18 protein-coding genes are annotated in these 19,299 nt (G+C 60.8%); 5 read left to right on the forward strand and 13 right to left on the reverse strand.

The window, feature by feature from the left end; genetic code table 11:
• Nucleotides 1–311 precede the first annotated feature (311 nt).
• The 6 genes from BN1118_RS17650 to BN1118_RS17675 are packed head-to-tail and all read right to left on the reverse strand — an operon-like array spanning nucleotide 312 to nucleotide 5,142.
• Nucleotides 312–1,490, reverse strand: a complete 1,179-nt coding sequence (locus BN1118_RS17650) for a tetratricopeptide repeat protein (RefSeq protein WP_043557303.1) — start codon at nucleotides 1,488–1,490, stop codon at nucleotides 312–314.
• 2 nt (nucleotides 1,491–1,492) lie between these two features.
• A complete protein-coding gene (locus BN1118_RS17655) occupies nucleotides 1,493–2,155 on the reverse strand; it encodes an energy transducer TonB (protein ID WP_043557304.1) in 663 nt (220 codons plus the stop codon).
• Entirely contained in the window at nucleotides 2,152–2,553 is a 402-nt protein-coding gene (locus BN1118_RS17660) for an ExbD/TolR family protein (protein WP_005321875.1), read from the reverse strand. Before BN1118_RS17660 ends, BN1118_RS17655 begins: the two co-directional genes overlap by 4 nt.
• Nucleotides 2,550–3,080 (reverse strand): MotA/TolQ/ExbB proton channel family protein, encoded by a 531-nt coding sequence (locus tag BN1118_RS17665; protein ID WP_043557306.1) that lies wholly within the window; start codon nucleotides 3,078–3,080, stop codon nucleotides 2,550–2,552. The genes BN1118_RS17660 and BN1118_RS17665 overlap by 4 nt, the downstream gene beginning before the upstream one ends.
• Entirely contained in the window at nucleotides 3,077–4,384 is a 1,308-nt protein-coding gene (locus BN1118_RS17670) for a MotA/TolQ/ExbB proton channel family protein (RefSeq protein ID WP_043557308.1), read from the reverse strand. The genes BN1118_RS17665 and BN1118_RS17670 overlap by 4 nt, the downstream gene beginning before the upstream one ends.
• A complete protein-coding gene (locus tag BN1118_RS17675; protein ID WP_043557309.1) occupies nucleotides 4,381–5,142 on the reverse strand; it encodes a DUF3450 domain-containing protein in 762 nt (253 codons plus the stop codon). Before BN1118_RS17675 ends, BN1118_RS17670 begins: the two co-directional genes overlap by 4 nt.
• Before the next feature lie 209 nt (nucleotides 5,143–5,351).
• On the opposite strand from BN1118_RS17675, the gene BN1118_RS17680 reads away from it, so the two are divergent.
• A complete protein-coding gene (locus BN1118_RS17680) occupies nucleotides 5,352–6,128 on the forward strand; it encodes a helix-turn-helix transcriptional regulator (RefSeq protein WP_042873460.1) in 777 nt (258 codons plus the stop codon).
• Between the two features lie 62 nt (nucleotides 6,129–6,190).
• On the opposite strand, the gene glmS is transcribed toward BN1118_RS17680, so the two are convergent.
• Together glmS and BN1118_RS17690 are read right to left on the reverse strand one after the other, a co-directional pair.
• The gene (glmS, locus tag BN1118_RS17685) at nucleotides 6,191–8,023 is read right to left on the reverse strand and encodes a glutamine--fructose-6-phosphate transaminase (isomerizing) (RefSeq protein WP_043557310.1); all 1,833 of its coding nucleotides are present in this window, start codon (nucleotides 8,021–8,023) and stop codon (nucleotides 6,191–6,193) included.
• A 61-nt stretch (nucleotides 8,024–8,084) separates the two neighbouring features.
• Nucleotides 8,085–8,858, reverse strand: a complete 774-nt coding sequence (locus BN1118_RS17690) for a DeoR/GlpR family DNA-binding transcription regulator (RefSeq protein ID WP_043557311.1) — start codon at nucleotides 8,856–8,858, stop codon at nucleotides 8,085–8,087.
• Nucleotides 8,859–8,981: 123 nt separating this feature from the next.
• On the opposite strand from BN1118_RS17690, the gene blrA reads away from it, so the two are divergent.
• The 4 genes from blrA to creD all read left to right on the forward strand — a co-directional run bounded on the left by blrA (nucleotide 8,982) and on the right by creD (nucleotide 13,452).
• Nucleotides 8,982–9,656, forward strand: coding sequence for a beta-lactam response regulator transcription factor BlrA (gene blrA / locus BN1118_RS17695; RefSeq protein WP_043557312.1), 675 nt, complete (start codon nucleotides 8,982–8,984; stop codon nucleotides 9,654–9,656).
• 34 nt (nucleotides 9,657–9,690) lie between these two features.
• Complete coding sequence (blrB, locus tag BN1118_RS17700; protein ID WP_043557313.1) at nucleotides 9,691–11,112, forward strand: beta-lactam sensor histidine kinase BlrB; 1,422 nt, start codon at nucleotides 9,691–9,693, stop codon at nucleotides 11,110–11,112.
• A 77-nt stretch (nucleotides 11,113–11,189) separates the two neighbouring features.
• The gene (gene blaOXA / locus BN1118_RS17705; protein ID WP_043557314.1) at nucleotides 11,190–11,984 is read left to right on the forward strand and encodes a class D beta-lactamase; all 795 of its coding nucleotides are present in this window, start codon (nucleotides 11,190–11,192) and stop codon (nucleotides 11,982–11,984) included.
• Nucleotides 11,985–12,102: 118 nt separating this feature from the next.
• On the forward strand, nucleotides 12,103–13,452 hold the full coding sequence (gene creD / locus BN1118_RS17710; protein WP_043557315.1) for a cell envelope integrity protein CreD: 1,350 nt from the start codon (nucleotides 12,103–12,105) through the stop codon (nucleotides 13,450–13,452).
• Nucleotides 13,453–13,512: 60 nt separating this feature from the next.
• On the opposite strand, the gene glmU is transcribed toward creD, so the two are convergent.
• From glmU to atpA, 5 genes are all read right to left on the reverse strand, one after another.
• Complete coding sequence (gene glmU, locus BN1118_RS17715; protein ID WP_043557316.1) at nucleotides 13,513–14,874, reverse strand: bifunctional UDP-N-acetylglucosamine diphosphorylase/glucosamine-1-phosphate N-acetyltransferase GlmU; 1,362 nt, start codon at nucleotides 14,872–14,874, stop codon at nucleotides 13,513–13,515.
• A 94-nt stretch (nucleotides 14,875–14,968) separates the two neighbouring features.
• Nucleotides 14,969–15,397: a F0F1 ATP synthase subunit epsilon gene (locus BN1118_RS17720; protein WP_043135298.1), complete on the reverse strand. Its 429-nt coding sequence runs from the start codon at nucleotides 15,395–15,397 to the stop codon at nucleotides 14,969–14,971.
• A gap of 18 nt (nucleotides 15,398–15,415) precedes the next feature.
• Entirely contained in the window at nucleotides 15,416–16,804 is a 1,389-nt protein-coding gene (gene atpD, locus BN1118_RS17725) for a F0F1 ATP synthase subunit beta (RefSeq protein ID WP_042037168.1), read from the reverse strand.
• A gap of 33 nt (nucleotides 16,805–16,837) precedes the next feature.
• On the reverse strand, nucleotides 16,838–17,704 hold the full coding sequence (gene atpG, locus BN1118_RS17730; RefSeq protein WP_043135297.1) for a F0F1 ATP synthase subunit gamma: 867 nt from the start codon (nucleotides 17,702–17,704) through the stop codon (nucleotides 16,838–16,840).
• A gap of 43 nt (nucleotides 17,705–17,747) precedes the next feature.
• Nucleotides 17,748–19,289 carry a F0F1 ATP synthase subunit alpha gene (gene atpA, locus BN1118_RS17735; protein WP_043557317.1) on the reverse strand — a complete coding sequence of 514 codons (1,542 nt, stop codon included), beginning with the start codon at nucleotides 19,287–19,289 and terminating at the stop codon, nucleotides 17,748–17,750.
• Nucleotides 19,290–19,299 lie beyond the last annotated feature (10 nt).

Below are 19,299 nucleotides of genomic sequence, written 5' to 3' on the forward strand. Positions count from 1 at the left end.
AAATTGTTTGATGTTCGATGCTGTGAGTGCCCACACAGATTGCTTGATTCAAATTGTTAAAGAGCGTCACGCTTGTCGCGTTGAGGATGCGCATATTACGCCCCTCACTTCGAAAGTCAAGCGATTGTTTTCGCTTTTCTTTCGGCGCCCACTTCGCTAGGAAGCTGGCTCATCAGGTTGGCGTGTTCCGCCGTGCTGGTAGGGGCGCATTATAGGGAGCCGCGCCGGGATGACAAGGGCTTTTTGAAGAAATGCGTTCGCTTGCTCAAAAAGCAGGCTATAGCCCCTGAAACCAAGGCTTTAGCCCCCTTTCAAGCCGCTTTTTTGCTCAACTCTTCGCTTTGAGCCTGAATATAGTTGACCCAGCTGGTTGCACGCTGTTGCCAATCATCCTGTTGCTGCAGTTCACGGGCCAGTTCCAGCGCCTGTGCATACTGCTCCTTATTAAGGTGCGCTTGCACCAGCAACGCTTTGGCGCGATTGCCTTGCTCGCCTTTCACCGACTTGATGGCCGCGAGCTGAGTCATGGCGGCATCCGTCTTGCCCTGTTGCAGCAGCAGTTCGGCGGCGCGCATGGCGGCTTTGGGCTGACCATGCTGTTTGGCCAGCAGTTGCCAGCTATCGACCGCCTTCGGCCATTCCCGGGCACCTTCCCACAGCTGGGCCAGCAGTTGCTGGTTCTCGGTACTTTGCTTCATCTGTCCCTTCGCCATGGCGGTTTCCAGCAGACGGGCACCGCGATAGGGCAGCCCCTGCCACGCATAGAGGCGGATCAGCTGGTTGCGGGCGGCAGCGTCATCCATCAGCTGACGGTCGATGGCGGTCTGCAACAGCGCCAGCGCCTGATCGCCGCGTTTGGCAGAGAGGTTGAGCGACACCGCCTGTTGCCACCATTTGCTCTCTTGCGGCTCGTGGCGGATCAACTCGGCGGCCTGATCGGCAGCTACACCGTAGCGCTGCAAGGCGGTGAGGGCGGAGAGACGAATGATGGCGGCCTGCTTCTGCCAGCTCTTCTTGAGCAGTTGTTCGCTCTGGCTGGCGGCCTCGGCATACTGTTTGTTGTGGTAATAGAGACCGGCCAGACGCAGGCGCAAGCCATCGTCGGGTTTGAGTGCCAGTGCCGCCTTGTAGCTGGCGATGGCGCCGGTCCAGTTGGATTGCTGTGCCTGGATATCGCCGCGCAGACGCAGCAACTGGAGTTGCTGCTGCTCCGGCCACTCTTTATAGGACAGCGCCTGCTCCACATAACGGCTCGCCTGGGCGGTCTGCTGCAGGTTGGCTGCCAAGGACGCCTGCAGCTGGGCCAGCCAGGCGCGCTCTGCATCGGACCCCGGCTTGAGGCCGGACGCCTTGCTCTGGGCCTGTTGCCACTGGCCAGACTGATAGAGCTTCATCACGGGCTCAAGCTGACGAGAGAAATGGGGGCTCACCTCCATCGCCAGACAGGCTTGGCTGACCAGGGCCAGCAGGCAGATCCAGATCCTCAACATAGTTATGACTCCAGTTTGAATTTGAGCGTGATGACTTGCACCAGTTTGTCACTGGCGCCGGGCCTGGGCTGATAACGCCACTTGTTGATGGCCTGAATGGCCGCCCGCTCGAACTGACGCTTGGGTTTGGCCTCGATCACTTCCACATCCTGTACTCGCCCCTCGGCATCGACGCTGAAGCGCAGGGTCACTGCGCCTTCGATCCCGGCCTGCTGAGCGCGATAGGGGTAAACAGGCTCGATCCGTTGCAGCGGCATCAGCATGTCGCCGGCACCGACGCCGGCACCCTGCTGCTGACCATGAAAATTGCCGCTCAGCACGGGGGAAGTGCTGGTCGCCACACCGGGGGCATAGACCTGCACAGCGCTGAGGCTGGAGACCAGATCCAGGCTGGGTTGCACCGAAGGCAGCGGCGCCGCTGCCGGCAACGGCATGGGGGTCGACGCCAGGGCGGCGGGAGGTTCCGGCAGAGGTTCGGGCTCTTGCGGCACAGGGCGTTCACGCACCTGCACCTCGGTCACTTCGTTCTGCATGTTGATGACGATGGATTTTTGCTCACTCGCCACCTTCTTGCCCTTGGGGGGCTCCACCAGAGTGGCCATGAACAGCAGGATTGCCAGACTGAGGGCGATCCCCAGTCCCAGGCTCATCAACTTGAACTTCATTTCGGCGCCACCGCCACGGCGATGTTGGCAATGCCCGCCGCCTTGGCCTCATCCATCACCCGTACCACCTTGCCGTGGGGCACCCGCTCGTCGGCCTGGATCACCAGGCTGGCATCGGGCTGCTCCGCCAGCAGGCGGGCGATACTGGCCTGAACCCGCTCCACGTCTATCTGCTTGCGGTCGAGGAAGATCTGACCCTGGGCACCGATCGCCAGCATGATGCTGGAGGATTTCTGTGCCTTGGCCTGACTGGCCTGGGGTCTGTGCACCTCGAGCCCGGCTTCGCGCACGAAGGAGGTGGTGACAATAAAGAAGATCAGCATGATGAACACGATATCCAGCATGGGGGTCATGTCGATCTGCACTTCGTCACGCTGGCGTTTGGATTGCCGTCTCATTGCATTACCTTCTCTTCTCGCAGGCCGTCCCGGGTCTTGGCCAGCGCACGCCTGGCCTGGCTCTCGAGCCGGCTGAGTAACAACACGCCGGAGAGAGCGACCACCATGCCAGCCATGGTGGGGATGGTGGCGCGGGAGATACCGCCAGCCATGCTCTCCGGGTTAAAGCGGTTGGCCGCGGCCAACGCATCGAATACGCCTATCATGCCGGTCACTGTGCCCAGCAGCCCCAGCATGGGGCAGAGCACCACCAGGGTGCGGATGAAGATCAGATGACGGTTCAGCTCCAGCTCGGCCTGGGCCAGCCAGCGACCGCGAATGGCCCTGGCATGCCAGCTGTGGCGCTCGCTGCGCCCCTGCCAGCGGCTCAGCAGTTGTTGCTGCAAGGGGCCAAAGCCCAGATTAAGGTAGAGCAGCCGCTCGATCATCAAAATCCACATCAGCACCAGCAGGGTCAGAATGACCCAGAGCACGGGGCCGCCACGGCCCATGAAGCTCTGCAACTGTTGCCAGATGTCGAGCATCATGCCGCTCGCTCCATCCCGCCGTTAGTGCTCTCGGCGCGCTCGGCCAGGATGCCGGCGACTTGCTGCTCCAGCACATTGGAGAGCTCGGTGAAGCGGGACTGCAGCAGGCTGTGAGCCAGGATCAGCGGAATGGCCGCCACTAGACCCTGTACCGTGGTGATCAGCGCCATCGAGATGCCGCCGGCCATGATCTTGGGATCACCGGTACCGAACTGGGTGATGGCCTGGAAGGTGCCGATCATGCCGGTCACAGTACCGAGCAGACCCAGCATGGGGGCTATGGCCGCGATCACCTTGACCATGCCGATGCCACGCTCCATGCGGGGCGTCTCCTGCAGTATGGCCTCGTCCAGCCTCAGTTCGAGGGTCTCCATGCTCAGCTCGGGATGCTGCTCCGCCACCGTCAGCACCCGGCCGAGGGCGTTGTCGGCGTGATATTCGCCGCTCTTGAGCTGACGACGCACCCGGCCCAGTTCACGGGAGAGGCTCCACAGCCGCGCGGCGGCAATGCCCAGACCTATGGCGGCCAGCAGCACTATGATGGCGCCAACCTGACCACCCTGCTGGACTTGCTGCCAGAAGGTGGGGGCCTGCGCCAGCATCTCCAGCAGAGTACCGTGGGAGGGATCCAGCGGCAGCGCTTCCCCTTCCTGACCCTGATAGGCCGCAACGTCGGAGAGCACGCCACCCGGCAGACCCAGCACAGGGCTCAGACCCTCGGCTGTGGGTTGCAGGAAGCCTTCACCCCCCAGCAGGGCAAAGCTGCCGACCCGGGTCAGCGGCTGCTCGCTGGCTGCCCCCTGGGCATCGAGCACCTTGCCGTCGAACCGGGCAATTCGGCCAGACTCGCGGATCTCTTGCAGCAGAGTCGCGGGCAACAGGGCGAGGGCGGCGCGATCCGGCACCTGCTTCTCCTGCGCCATGGCTTTCAGCGGGGCGAGGCGCTCGGGATACTGGCCCTCGACCGCGGACTCGGCCAGCAGCTTGACCGCATCGCTTGCCCCCTGACGGGTGACCGCGAAGATCTCGTTCATGTCGCCGGAGGCCTGCTCCCACTGGGCGTTGAGCTCCACCAGCTGCTTCTCGTTGCCGGCAAACTCGGCCGCCAACTGCTTGCTGAGGCTCTGGGCCGCGGCCAGTTTGGCACGAGCACCGTTCAGCTCCTTGGAGACGGAGGCCAGATCCTGCTGCGCCTGCTGTTCACGGGCTTGCTCCTGCTGCTGCCAGGCTTCATCGGCAACGGCGGCAGTGGTGCCCAGAGAGAGGGCAATAGCGAGGGGGAACCACTTCATGGTGACGCTCATGACTGGGCCTCCTGACCACGGCTGACGGAAAGGGGGACATTCAACAACTGGGGGACCTTCTTGTCGGCAGCCATCTCCAGCGCCTCGGCGATGGGAGAGAGCCACTGGCTGTCGAGGGCCTGCCACTGCTTGCTCTGCGCAGACCAACGCCATGCCTGGGAGCGATCGGCGGTCATCGCCAGCAGGGAAACCCGGCCCACTGCCAGCACATCGACCCGGCGCGGTGCACCGTCCAGCGCCAGCTCGGCGGAGTAACTATCCATCCGGCTGCCATATTCGGCTTCGATTTGATAGGCCTGCAGCAGCTGACGGAACTTCTCCGCCTCGCTCACGTCCGCTCGGGCCAGGGTCGCTTTCAACTGTTCAACCCGCGCCAGCCGATCTTCCCTGCGCAGCGGGATGTCATTTTGTACCAGTTGCTCCAGGTCGGCCTGCATCTGCAGCATCAGAGGGATCAGGCCCTGCCGGGTCTCCTGTACCGCTTCCAGCTGCTGGTTCAGCTTGCCCAGCTCATTTTGCTGATCGGCCACCAGAGACTGCATGTAGCGGTTGTAGGCTTCCAGATCGCGCAGTTGCAGCTGGGCATTTTGCAGCTCCAGCCGGGCGGCAACGGCCGCATCGGCGGCTTTTTCCACCCGCTGCTGGGAGACTTTTCCGGCAGCTATGCTGCTCTTCAGTGCCGGTGCGACCAGCTCGTCGGCGCTGGCAGCGAAGTGGACTGACAATGGCAACAAGGCCAAACCCCAAAACTTATTCATGATATAAATCTTAACAATGATAACTATTCTCATTGTCTCAAAGAGTGGGGTCAGTGGCAATCAGATGATTTTCTTGGCCTTCGGCCGAAAAAACAGGATAATTTTTAAGCAAGCACGGGAGTCACTGGCGTTGGTAGTCACAACACCAAATTAATAAATAAAAAATATCTTTTCGATCAATGCGATAGAGATCGAAAAAGGAGATGTACATGTTTAACGATGCGATCTGGGAACACATCGATCGGTTCACCAAGGCCAAGAAGACCAGCGATATCCAGCAGCAACTGGAGCGCTTCAGTCATCAGATGGGCTTTGATTACTTCCGTCTGCTGATTATTTTCCCCATCAGCATGCAGAAATCCCACGTGGCGTTGTTCAACAACTGCCCCACCAGCTGGTTCGATGCCTACACGGAGCGGCACTACCTGACCCAGGATCCTGTGGTCTTCCTGGGCCTGAAGCAGACCCAGCCCATCTTCTGGAACAAGCTCGACTGCGACTCTCCCTGGCTGCCCAGCGCCAGCCGGGAGGTAATGAATCTGGCCGCCGATTTCGGGGTGAGGAACGGTGTCTCCTTCCCGCTGCACACCCCGCAGGGAGAGCACGGCATCCTCTCCTTTATCAGCAAGGAAAAATCCAACTCAGATCTGATGTTTGAAAACGTTCCCCTGCTGTCGTTCTGCGCCAGCTACATCTTCAACTCGGCGCTGCAGCTGATAAAGAGCAGACCGGATCTGATGAAGTACCTGACCGAGCTGTCGGACCGGGAGAAGGAGTGTCTGTTCTGGGCCAGCGAGGGCAAGACCTCCTGGGAGATAGCCACCATACTCGGCATCAGCGAGCGGACCGTGAACTTCCACCTCAATCAGGTCACCAACAAGACCGACTCGAAGAACCGCAACCAGGCGATCGCCAAGAGCATCTCCAGCGGCATCATAGTGCCTTCGCTGGACGACGTGACCATCACCAACCTGCGGCTGTCATAGCGCCCCTACCAGACAAACAAAAAGAGCCGCAATGCGGCTCTTTTTTCATTTCTGACTACGGCTTATTCCACGGTCACGGATTTCGCCAGGTTGCGTGGCTGATCCACATCCGTGCCCTTGATGAGGGCAACGTGGTAGGAGAGCAGCTGCAACGGCACAGTGTAAACGATGGGGGCTATCATCTCTTCCACATGGTTCAGGCTCATCACCCGCATGGTCTCGTCGCTCTTGAAACCGGCATCGGCATCGGCGAACACGTAGAGGATACCGCCACGGGCACGCACCTCTTCCACGTTGGACTTGAGCTTCTCCAGCAGATCGTTGTTCGGCGCCACCACTATGATGGGCATCTCGGCATCGATCAGCGCCAGCGGGCCATGCTTCAGCTCACCAGCAGCATAGGCCTCGGCATGGATGTAGGAGATCTCTTTGAGCTTGAGCGCCCCCTCCATGGCGATGGGGTACTGGCTGCCACGGCCGAGGAACAGGCTGTGGTGCTTGTCGGCGAACTCTTCGGCCAGGGCTTCGATGTCCTTGGCCAGCGCCAGGCTCTCCTTGATGCGCAGCGGCAGGGCTTGCAGCGCCTTGACCAGCTCGGCCTCGGCGGCAGCGCTCAGGTTGCCACGGCAGTGACCGACAGAGGCCACCAGCATCAGCAGGCCGGCCAGCTGGGTGGTGAACGCCTTGGTGGAGGCCACACCGATCTCGGCACCAGCTCGGGTCATGAAGGCCAGATCCGATTCACGCACCAGGGAGGAGCCGGGCACGTTGCAGATGGCCAGCGAGCTCATGTAGCCGGACTGCTTGGCCAGCCGCAGGGCGGCCAGGGTATCGGCAGTTTCGCCGCTCTGGGACAGGGTCACCAGCAGGCTGTTGGGGCGCACGACCGACTTGCGATAGCGGAACTCGGAGGCGATCTCCACGTCGCAGGAGACGCCAGCTATCTCTTCAAACCAGTAGCGAGCCACCATGCCCGAGTTGTAGGAGGTGCCGCAGGCGACGATCTGGACGTGCTCGACCTTGTCGAAGATGGCGCGGGCGCCGTTGCCGAACGACTCGACCACAACGTGATCCGTGCCCAGACGGCCTTCCAGGGTGTTGGTGATGGCCTTGGGCTGCTCGTAGATCTCTTTGAGCATGTAGTGGCGGTATTCGCCCTTGTCACCGGCATCGTGGGAGAGCTCGGATTCCAGCTCCTCGCGCACCACGGCGTCGCCGTGGGTATCGAAGATGTGCACGTCGCGACGGGTCACCTCGGCCACGTCACCCTCTTCCAGGAAGATGAAGCGACGGGTCACCGGCAGCAGCGCCATCTGGTCGGAGGCAATGAAGTTCTCGCCTATGCCGCGGCCGATCACCAGCGGGGAACCTGAGCGGGCCACGACTACACGGCTGTCGTCACGGCTGTCCATCACCACGGTACCGTAGGCACCGCGCAGCTGCTTCACCGCCACCTGCATGGCTACCAGCAGACTGGGGGCGGATTTCAGCTCGTGATGCACCAGATGGGCGATCACCTCGGTGTCTGTGTCTGAGCTGAACACATAGCCCAGCCCTTGCAGCTCGGCCCGCAGCTCTTCATGGTTCTCTATGATGCCGTTGTGCACTACGACTATATGCTCGGAGACGTGGGGGTGGGCATTGCGCTCGGACGGCTCGCCATGGGTAGCCCAGCGGGTATGGGCGATACCGGTTCCACCGTGGACGGACTGCTCCTCCAGCGCCTTGGCCAGCTCGGCCACCTTGCCCAGACGGCGAACCCGCTGCAGCGGCTGGCTGGCGCTGAACACGGCCACACCGGCGGAGTCATAGCCACGGTATTCCAGACGGCGCAGGCCTTCTACCAGGATTTCAGCCACATCACGTTGGGCGACGGCCCCGACGATGCCACACATAGACTTCTCCTCGATTGAATTCAGAAATAGGTTTGGATAACGGGATATTTGATTGGCGATATCAGCCGGCCACGGGGGCGCAGATCAGCGTGATCCCCCGGACTTGAATCTGTTCTCTGGCCGAGCTGGCCAGCCCTTCGTCGGTCACCAGGGTCTGGATGTTTGCCCAGGGCAGCTCGAGGTTGGGGATCTTGCGGCCTATCTTCTCCGACTCGACCATGACGATGACCTCCCGCGACACCTCGGCCATCACCCGTGACAGGCCCACCAGCTCGTTGAAGGTGGTGGTGCCTCGCTCAGGGTCTATGCCGTCGGCACCGATGAACAGCTGGTCGAAGTCATAGGAGCGCAGCACCTGCTCCGCCACCTGACCCTGGAAGGATTCGGAGTGGGGATCCCAGGTGCCGCCGGTCATCAGCAGGGTGGGTTCGTTCTCCAGCTCGCGCAGGGCGCCGGCCACGTTGAGGGAGTTGGTCATGACGATGAGACCGCGCTTGTTGCCCAGCATGGGGATCATGGCGCTGGTGGTGCTGCCGCTGTCGATGATGACGCGATTGTGATCGCGGATCCGTTCGGCGGCGGCACGGGCTATGGCCAGCTTTCGTTTCGAAACTTGCTCGGGATTGCTGTCCACCACCATCTCGCTGGGCAGGGGCACGGCACCACCGTAACGACGCAACAGCAGGCCACCGGTTTCCAGCACGGCCAGATCTTTGCGGATGGTCACTTCGGAGGTGGAGAAGTGCTTGGCCAGGGTATCGACGCTCACTTCCCCCTGCTCCTGCACCAGGCTCACTATGGTGTGGCGGCGCTGCTGGGTATTACGTTTGGTCATCTTTAAGTTTCGATTCGAAAGAATATCGAAATGTTAGCGCCTTTTTTGGAAAAATAAAACAGCAAATAGGATCCGATTTGGTTCGATGCCAGAATGGGACAACGGATTTACGACGAGGACGCCATGCAAAAACGAGTCATCTGGCTGGTGGAAGATGAGGCCAGCATAGCCGACACCCTGATCTATGCGCTGCAAACCGACGGCTTCGAGGTGGAGTGGTTTCCCCTCGGCCAGCCGCTGCTGGCGCGACTGGAACAGACGCGACCGGATTTTCTGATCCTGGATGTGGGGCTGCCGGACATCAGCGGCTTCGAGCTGTGCAAGCAGGTGCGGGCCTGCTGCGACACTCCGCTGATGTTTCTCACCGCCCGCAGCGAGGAGATAGACAGGCTGATCGGGCTGGAGATAGGGGCCGACGACTACGTGGCCAAGCCCTTCTCGCCGCGAGAGGTGTGCGCCAGGGTGCGGGTCATTCTGCGCCGCAGCCAGCCAACCACGCCCCCACCGAGCCAATTGCTGGCCCTGGATGAGGAGCGGGCCCGCATCAGCTTCCACGGTCAACCACTGGCGCTCACCCGTTACGAATACCTGCTGCTCAAGACCCTGATGCAGGCGCCGGGCCGGGTCTACTCCCGCCAGCAGCTGATGGATCTGGTGTGGAGCGGGGCGGAGGAGAGCCTGGATCGCACCGTCGATACCCACATCAAGACCATCCGCGCCAAGCTGAGGGAGCGCGATCCGGACGCCAACCTGATCCTGACCCATCGCGGGCTGGGCTACAGCCTGGAGCTGGCATGAGCATGCTGCTGCCGTGCAGCGGCCGGGAGCCGACATGAGAATTGGACTGCAACTGCTGTGCGGACTGGTGCTGATCTTCGCACTGGCCGCCTGGTTCGTGCTGGAGATCTTCGTCGAGGAGATAAAACCCGGGGTGCGCAGCGCCACCGAAGATACCCTGGTCGACATGGCCCAGATGCTGGCGCCGCTGGCACTGGATGATCTGCAGGAAGGAAAGATGGCGGATGGCAGGCTGGCCAGCGCCTTCGCCCGCCTCAACCAGAGTCCCATCAACGCCCTGATCGACGGCCACCTCAAGCAGCAGGCGGAGTACCGCATCTATGTGGTCGACCGCTGGGGCAAGGTGGTCTACGACTCGGACGGGGTGGATCTGGGCAAGGACTACTCGCGCTGGAACGATGTCTATCGCACCCTGCGCGGCGAATACGGAGCCCGCAGCACCCGCAGCGACCCCGACGATCCCGCCAGTTCAGTGATGCACGTGGCCGCGCCGTTGCGGGAGGGGGACGATATCCTGGGATCCCTCACGGTCGCCAAGCCCAACCGCACTTTGCTGCCCATGATAGAGCGCAGCGAACACCAGCTGTTGCAGGGGGCGGCCCTGCTGCTGTTCATCTCGCTGCTGATCGGCGCCCTGCTGGTGTGGTGGCTCAACCGCGCCATCGGCAAGCTGGTGCACTACGCCGATGCGGTCAGCCACAACCAGCCGGCCAGCCTGCCGCGCCTCTACAGCCCCGAGCTGGATCGACTCGGCCGATCTCTGGAGACCATGCGTCGCCAGCTGGACGGCAAGGCCTATATCGAAGCCTATGTGCACAGCCTGACCCACGAGCTGAAGAGCCCGCTGGCCGCCATTCGCGGGGCAGGGGAGCTGCTGGCGGAAGCGCCGCCGCTGGACGTCGCAAAGCGCTTTATCGGCAACATCAATCTGGAGACGGCCCGCATGCAGCAGCTGATAGAACGCATGCTGCAACTAGCCAAACTGGAATCGGGGCAGGGGCTGGACAGACAGGCCATAGCCCCCGCCACACTGGGCAGGCGGGCGCTCGATGCCCGCCAGATCCTGGCCCAGCGCCGCCAGGTGACGCTGGTGGCCGAACTCGGCGAGGCCCAGAAACAGAAGTGGGACTCGCTGCTGGTGGAGCAGGCCCTCGGCAACCTGCTGGATAACGCCCTCGACTTCTCGCCCGCCGGCAGCACAGTCAGATTGACCGGCGAGATGAGCACCGACGGTTACTGTTTCCGGGTGCGAGATCAGGGGCCCGGCATTCCGGACTATGCCCTGCCACGCATCTTCGAGCGTTTCTACTCCCTGCCCAGGCCCGACAAGGGCAAGAGCAGCGGCCTGGGGCTCAGCTTTGCCACCGAGGTGGCCCGCCAGCACGGCGGCCACCTGAGCCTCGGCAATCAGCCCGATGGCGGTGTGCTGGCCGAGCTCTGGCTGCCCACCGGCTGACACTTCACACTGGCCACATAAAGCGGCGCTATGCTGCCGCCTCCCGGCCCTCAGCCCCATTTGTCCAAGGAGACCCCATGTCCCGCATTCTGTTACCCGGCCTGCTCGCCGCAGGCCTGCTATTCTCGTTGCCGGCCAGCGCCGCCTCCGGCTGCATGCTGTTTGCCGATGGCAGCGGCAAACCCATCAGCAGCCAGGGGGATTGCTCAAGCCAGCTGCCTCCCGCCTCCACCTTCAAGATCCCGCTGGCACTGATGGGGTATGACAGCGGCTTCCTGGTGGATGAAAAGCTGCCGGCCCTGCCATTCAAACCCGGCGACGATGACTGGCTGCCCGCCTGGCGCGAGACCACAACCCCGAGCCGCTGGCTCACCTACTCTGTGGTCTGGTACTCCCAGCGCCTCACCGAGTGGCTGGGGATGGAGCGCTTCCAGCAGTACGTCGATCGCTTCGACTACGGCAACCGGGATCTCTCTGGCAACCCCGGCAAGCACGACGGTCTGACCCAGGCCTGGCTCAGCTCCAGCCTCGCCATCAGCCCGCAGGAGCAGGCCCGCTTCCTCGGCAAACTGGTGAGCGGCAAGCTGCCTGTCTCCGCCCAGACCCTGCAGCACACGGCCAATATCCTGCGTCAGCCCGACATCGACGGCTGGCAGATCCACGGCAAGACCGGCATGGGCTACCCCAAGCTGCTGGATGGCAGCCTCAACCGGGATCAGCAGATCGGCTGGTTCGTCGGCTGGGCCAGCAAGCCGGGCAAGCAGCTCATCTTCGTCCACACAGTCGTGCAAAAGCCCGGCAAGCAATTCGCCTCGATCAAGGCGAAGGAAGAGGTGTTTGCCGCCCTGCCAGAACAGCTGAAGAAGCTGTGATGCCAAGACCGGCGCAAGGCGCCGGTTTTTTTACTGCCCTTCACCCCCACTTCACACGGCCCCATCGCCTCTTCACCCGAGCCAGACACACTTGTTCCCGTCAACAAGGAGACGTGTCATGGTCAAACAGATATTCAGCCACAAAATCTTTCTGCTGCTGTTGCTCAGCCTGCTGCTGATGGTGCCGGTGCAATCCATCATGGAGCTGAACCGGGAGCGTCAGGCCTATCGCAGTCAGGCCATCCACAGCATCATGGCCAGCAGCAGCGGACCACAGCGGCTGCTGGGGCCTGTCGTGGTGCAGCCTTACACCCGCACCGTCACGGTGGAGCAGGATGGCAAGCGCTTCGAGCGCAAGCTGCAGCTCTACCGCTACCTGCTGCCGGAGCAGCTGGATGTGCGGGCCAGCATGGAGGTCACCCCCCGCAAGCTCGGCATCTATCAGGCTCAGGTCTATCACACCCGGCTCTCCCTCTCGGGGCGCCTGCCCACCGGGCTGAACGGCAAGGCCCTGATAAGCGGTGAACCAGACCTGATCGTCGATGGCGCCGATCCGGCGCTGGTGGCGGGTACTCCCTATCTGAGCCTGGTGCTGTCCGATGCCCGCGGCATCAACAGCGTGCCGGAACTGCAGCTGGGTGAGCAGCGCATCGCCTTCACCCCCGGCGCCCTGCTGGGTGACGGTCTGGCCGGTATCCATGCGCCGCTCAATGCCCTGCCGGGTGAGGGAGACGCCTTTCATATCGAGCTGGATCTGCAGGGAATGAATGAGCTGGAAGTGGTGCCCCTCGGCCAAGACAGCAAGCTGCAGCTGAGCGGCAACTGGCCGCATCCCAACTTCATCGGTGACTTTCTGCCAGGCAGCCGCACCCTCACAGCCCGGGGGTTCGACGCCAGCTGGCAGAGCAACTGGTTCGCCACCGACATGGAGACCCGTTTCAACCGCATGATGAAGGGCGCCGGCGGCGATCTGCCCGCCTTCAGCGTCAGCCTGGTACAACCGGTGGATCACTACCAGCTCAACGAGCGGGCGGCCAAGTATGCCCTGCTGTTCATCGGCCTCACCTTCCTCAGCTTCTTCATGTTCGAACTGCTCAGGGGATTGCGGGTACACCCGATCCAGTACGCCCTGGTGGGCATGGGGCTGGCCATCTTCTATCTGGTGCTGCTGGCGCTGACCGAGCATCTCGGCTTTGGCTGGGCCTACCTGATTGCCAGCCTGGCCAGCGTGGCCCTCAACGGTTTCTATCTCAGCCATGTGCTGGGCGGCCCCAAACAGGGGCTCGGCTTCGCGGCCCTGCTCGGGCTGGTCTACGCCATCCTGTTCGGCCTGCTGCAAGCACAGGAGACAGCCCTGCTGCTCGGCGCCCTGCTGCTGTTCGCCATACTGGCGCTGATCATGGTGCTGACCCGCAAGCTGGACTGGTATCGGGTGATGGGTAGCCCCACCCAGCATCAGGATCCATAACCCGCAGGCCATAACAAAACCGGCGCCATCAGGCGCCGGTTTTATTTTATTGATCGGGCATCACTTCTTCTTGACCGGACGAGCCCAATTGCGGATGTGGCGCTGGGGTACCCGGGTAATCACGAGTTCATGCTCACCCACATCCTTGGTAATAGTAGAGCCCGCACCCAGGGTTGCTCCCTTGCCGATGCGAACTGGCGCTACTAATTGAGTATCGGAACCGACGAACACATCGTCCTCGATGATGGTCTGGAACTTGTTGACCCCGTCGTAGTTGCAAGTGATGGTACCGGCCCCGATGTTCACCTTGGCGCCGATCTCTGCATCCCCCAGATAGGTGAGATGACCACACTTGGAACCAACCCCGAGACGGGATTTCTTCATCTCGACGAAGTTGCCAACGTGCGCATCCTGCTCCAGAACGGAACCGGGACGCAAGCGGGCAAATGGACCGACCGAACACTGATCCGCGACCTGGGCACCCTCGATGACGGAGTAGGGCTTCACCTCGGTGTGGTCGCCGATCACGCAATCCTTCAGCACGCAGCCGGCCCCGATGCGCACGTGGTTGCCGAGCGTCACCTTGCCTTCGATGATGACGTTGACATCGATCACCACCTCTTCACCGATCTCGAGGGATCCACGCAGATCGAAACGAGCGGGGTCGATCAGGGTGACGCCGGCGATCATCAGCTGCTCGGCCTGCATTTGCTGATAACTGCGCTCCAACTGAGCAAGTTGAACCCGATTATTGGCCCCTTCCACTTCCATGGCATGGTCCGGATGCACGGCGGCTATGGGGCAAGTATCCCCGTGCGCCATGGCAATCACATCCGTCAGATAGAACTCGCCCTGGGCATTCTTGTTGTCCAGACGTGACAGCCATTGACGCAACTGGCCACCGTTGGCCACCAGCACGCCTGTGTTGACCTCGCGAATGGCGAGCTGCTCGGCGTTGGCATCCTTCTGCTCGACGATGCCGACCACCTGGCCGTTGGCACGCACTATGCGGCCATAACCAGTCGGGTTGTCCAGCACCACTGTCAGCAGCGCCATGCCGTCGTCGGCCTTGGCGGCCAGCAGCCGCTGCAGGGTTTCCGGCTGGATCAGCGGGGTGTCGCCGTACAGCACCAGCACGTCATCCTCATCTTTCCAGAACGGGATGGCCTGGGCGACGGCATGACCGGTACCCAGTTGTTGGGCCTGCAGTACCCAGTTCAGATCGGCGGCCTGGATCCGCTCCTTCAGCAGCTCGGCACCGTGGCCATAGACCAGATGCAGTTGCTCGGCACCGACCTTGCGGGCGGTGTCGATCACATGGGAAACCATGGGTTTATTGGCTACCGGGTGCAGCACTTTGGGCAGGGCTGAGCGCATGCGGGTGCCTTTACCCGCCGCCAGGATCACGACATTGAGGGACATAACTCGACCTTTGGAACATGAATAAATACTCGGCGGAGTCTATCCAACGAGTAAAAAAAAAGCGACCCGAAGGTCGCTTTTTGCATCACCGAACTTAACGGTAATTCTTTTTGACGATATCGATAACCCGCAGTTGGGCCATCGCCTTGGCCAGCTCGGTAGCGGCCTGGGCATAGTCGATATCACCATGGGAGCTGTGGATCCGCTCTTCGGCCGCACGTTTGGCTTCCTGGGCTTTCGCCTCATCCAAATCGTTGGCACGAATCGCGGTATCCGCCAGCACGGTCACGGCTTCGGGTTGCACTTCCAGCATGCCGCCGGAAATATACAGCACCTCTTCGCTACCATTTTGCTTGATCAAGCGGACCAGGCCCGGCTTGATGGCAGTCAGCAACGGAGCATGACCGTGACGGAGACCCAGCTCACCTTCGGAGCCTGATACCTGAGCAGATTGCACCCGACCGGAAAAAAGTTTCCCTTCGGCGCTCACCACATCCAGGTGAAAGGAGATCATCTCAGCCATGGGCCCTCCTATCGAGGCTTACAGTTTCTTGGATTTCTCGACGACTTCGTCGATGCTGCCAACCATGTAAAACGCCTGCTCAGGCAGATCGTCGTACTCGCCTTTCAGGATGCCCTGGAAACCACGGATGGTCTCTTTCAGCGGCACGTATTTGCCCGGAGAACCGGTAAACACTTCTGCCACGAAGAACGGCTGGGACAGGAAACGCTCAATCTTACGGGCACGGGCTACGGTCAGTTTGTCTTCTTCTGACAGTTCATCCATACCCAGGATGGCTATGATGTCCTTCAGCTCTTTGTAGCGCTGCAATACTGTCTGAACGCCACGAGCGGTCTCGTAGTGCTCCTTGCCTACCACCAGCGGATCCAGCTGACGGGAGGTGGAGTCCAGCGGGTCAACGGCCGGGTAGATACCCAGTGCCGCAATTTGACGGGACAGTACAACGGTCGCATCCAGGTGGGCGAAGGTGGTCGCCGGAGACGGGTCGGTCAAGTCATCCGCAGGCACGTAAACGGCCTGGACTGAAGTGATGGAACCGGTCCGGGTGGAGGTGATGCGCTCTTGCAGAACACCCATCTCCTCGGCCAGGGTCGGCTGATAACCTACTGCGGACGGCATACGGCCCAGCAGTGCGGATACTTCAGTACCGGCCAAGGTGTAACGGTAGATGTTGTCCACGAAGAACAGCACGTCACGACCTTCGTCACGGAACTTCTCGGCCATGGTCAGGCCGGTCAGCGCCACGCGCAGACGGTTTCCGGGCGGCTCGTTCATCTGACCGTAAACCAGAGATACTTTGTCCAGTACGTTGGACTCCATCATCTCGTGGTAGAAGTCGTTACCCTCACGGGTACGCTCACCTACACCGGCGAACACGGAATAACCGCTGTGCTCGATGGCGATGTTACGGATCAGCTCCATCATGTTGACGGTCTTGCCTACACCGGCACCACCGAACAGACCGACCTTACCACCCTTGGCGAACGGGCATACCAGGTCGATAACCTTGATGCCGGTCTCCAGCAGGTCGTTGCTGTTGGACTGATCTTCGTAGCTGGGGGCCGCGCGGTGGATGGACCAACGCTCTTCTTCACCGATCGGACCTTTTTCGTCGATCGGATCGCCCAGTACGTTCATGATCCGACCCAGAGTCGATACGCCGACCGGCACCTGGATGGATTTACCGCTATTCATTACTTCCAACCCACGACGCAGACCGTCGGAGGAGCCCATGGTGATGCAACGAACGACGCCGCCGCCGATCTGTTGCTGCACTTCCAGCACCAGACCCAGGCCTTGACCTTCGCTGACGACCTTCAGTGCATCGTACACCTGGGGCACGGCATTCTGCGGGAACTCGATGTCCACCACAGCGCCGATGATTTGGACGATGAAACCGTTACTCATGTCAAATCCTCTAAACCTTTGATAACCCTTGCCTTACACCGCAGCAGCACCGGATACGATCTCTGTCAGCTCCTGGGTAATACTGGCCTGACGGGCCTTGTTGTATACCAGTTGCAGATCGTTAATCAGGTTACCGGCGTTGTCAGTCGCGGCTTGCATGGCAACCATTCGGGCTGCCTGTTCACTTGCCAAGTTTTCTACCACCCCCTGGTACACCTGGGATTCGACGTAGCGAATCAACAGGGTATCCAGCAGCTGCTTGGGATCCGGCTCATAGAGGTAATCCCAGTGTTGCTTCTTGGCGAGCTTGCTGTCTTCAGTTACGGGCAAAGGCAGCAGTTGATCGACTCGTGGTTGCTGCACCATGGTGTTGACGAACTTGTTGTACACCAAGTACAGCTTGTCAATCTCACCGTTGTCGTAAGCCTTCAGCATGACCTTGACTGAACCAATCAGGTCATTGACGCTCGGGTTGTCACCCAGTCCTGCGACATGAGCTTTCACCTTGGCGCCGTGCCGTTCAAAGAAGTTGGAGGCCTTGTTGCCGATCAGAGCCAGGTCAACCTTGGCACCTTTCGCGCTCCATTGCTTCATATCATTGAGGGCAGCCTTGAACAGGTTGATGTTCAAACCGCCACACAGGCCACGGTCGGTGGAGACGACTATGTAACCCACTCGCTTGACCTCACGTTCCATGAGGTAGGGGTGCTTGTATTCCAAGTTCCCCTGGGCGATATGGCCGATCACCTTGCGCATGGTTTCAGCGTACGGACGGCTGGCAGACATGCGTTCCTGCGCACGGCGCATCTTGCTTGCTGCCACCATTTCCATAGCGCCGGTGATCTTCTGAGTGTTTTTCACACTCCCGATCTTGTTACGTATCTCTTTTGCGCCGGCCATCTCTTACTCTCCATCAGGTGGCAGCTCGCGCTGCCACACACGCTTACCAGGTCTGGGTTGCCTTGAAGTCATCCAGCAACGCAGTCAGCTTGCCAACGATCGCGTCGTTGTAGTCTGCTTTGGCATTGATTTCAGCCATCAGCTCAGCATGCTGGGTATTGGCGTAAGAGAGCAGAGCGGCTTCGAAGTCGACGATCTTGTTCAGCTCGACATCGGAGAGATAGCCTTTCTCGGCGGCGAACAGCACCAGCGACTGCTGGGCCACGCTCATCGGAGAGTACTGTTTCTGCTTCATCAGCTCGGTCACTTTCTGACCATGGTCCAGCTGCTTGCGAGTCGCATCGTCCAGATCGGAAGAGAACTGGGCGAATGCCGCCAGTTCGCGATACTGGGCCAGTGCGGTACGGATACCACCGGACAGCTTCTTGACGATCTTGGTCTGAGCGGCACCGCCCACACGGGATACGGAGATACCCGGGTCAACCGCCGGACGAATACCGGAGTTGAACAGCTGTGACGTCAGGAAGATCTGACCATCAGTGATGGAGATCACGTTGGTCGGTACGAATGCAGATACGTCACCGGCCTGGGTTTCGATGATCGGCAGCGCGGTCAGAGAACCGGTCTGGCCTTTCACGGCACCATTGGTGAACTTCTCTACGTACTCGGCGTTGACGCGAGCAGCACGCTCAAGCAGACGGGAGTGCAGATAGAAAACGTCACCCGGGTAGGCTTCACGTCCTGGCGGACGGCGCAGCAGCAGGGAGATTTGGCGATAAGCTACGGCCTGCTTGGACAGGTCATCATAGATGATCAGCGCGTCTTCACCGCGGTCACGGAAGTACTCACCCATGGAGCAACCGGCATAGGGTGCCAGGTACTGCAGGGCAGCGGCTTCGGAGGCAGAAGCAACGACGACGATGGTGTTGGCCAGCGCGCCGTGCTCTTCCAGCTTGCGCACCACGTTGGCGATGGTGGAGGCCTTCTGGCCAATCGCAACGTAGACACACTTAATGCCGGAGTCTTTCTGGTTGATGATGGTGTCGATCGCGATGGCAGTCTTGCCCACCTGACGGTCACCGATGATCAGCTCACGCTGGCCACGACCGATTGGGATCATGGCATCGATGGCTTTCAGACCGGTCTGGACCGGCTGGTCAACGGATTTGCGCTCGATAACGCCCGGGGCGATCACTTCGATCGGCGAGAAGCCGTCGTTGTCGACCGGACCTTTGCCGTCGATCGGCTGACCCAGGGTGTTCAGCACCCGGCCCAACAGACCACGACCGACCGGCACTTCCAGAATACGGCCAGTGCCTTTTACTTTCATTCCTTCTGACAGACCGTCATAGGAACCCATGATCACAGCACCGACGGAGTCACGCTCGAGGTTCAATGCCAGAGCGAAGCGGTTGCCCGGCAGCTCGATCATCTCACCTTGCATGGCATCGGCCAGGCCGTGAATACGAATGATACCGTCGCTCACAGAGACGATGGTACCTTCGTTACGCGCTTCGCTTTTGACATCAAACTGCGCGATGCGCTGCTTGATAAGCTCGGCGATTTCAGTGGAATTCAGTTGCATGCTCTAATAC

Origin of the sequence: Aeromonas bestiarum (assembly GCF_000819745.1) — a bacterium.
Classification (GTDB): domain Bacteria; phylum Pseudomonadota; class Gammaproteobacteria; order Enterobacterales; family Aeromonadaceae; genus Aeromonas; species Aeromonas bestiarum.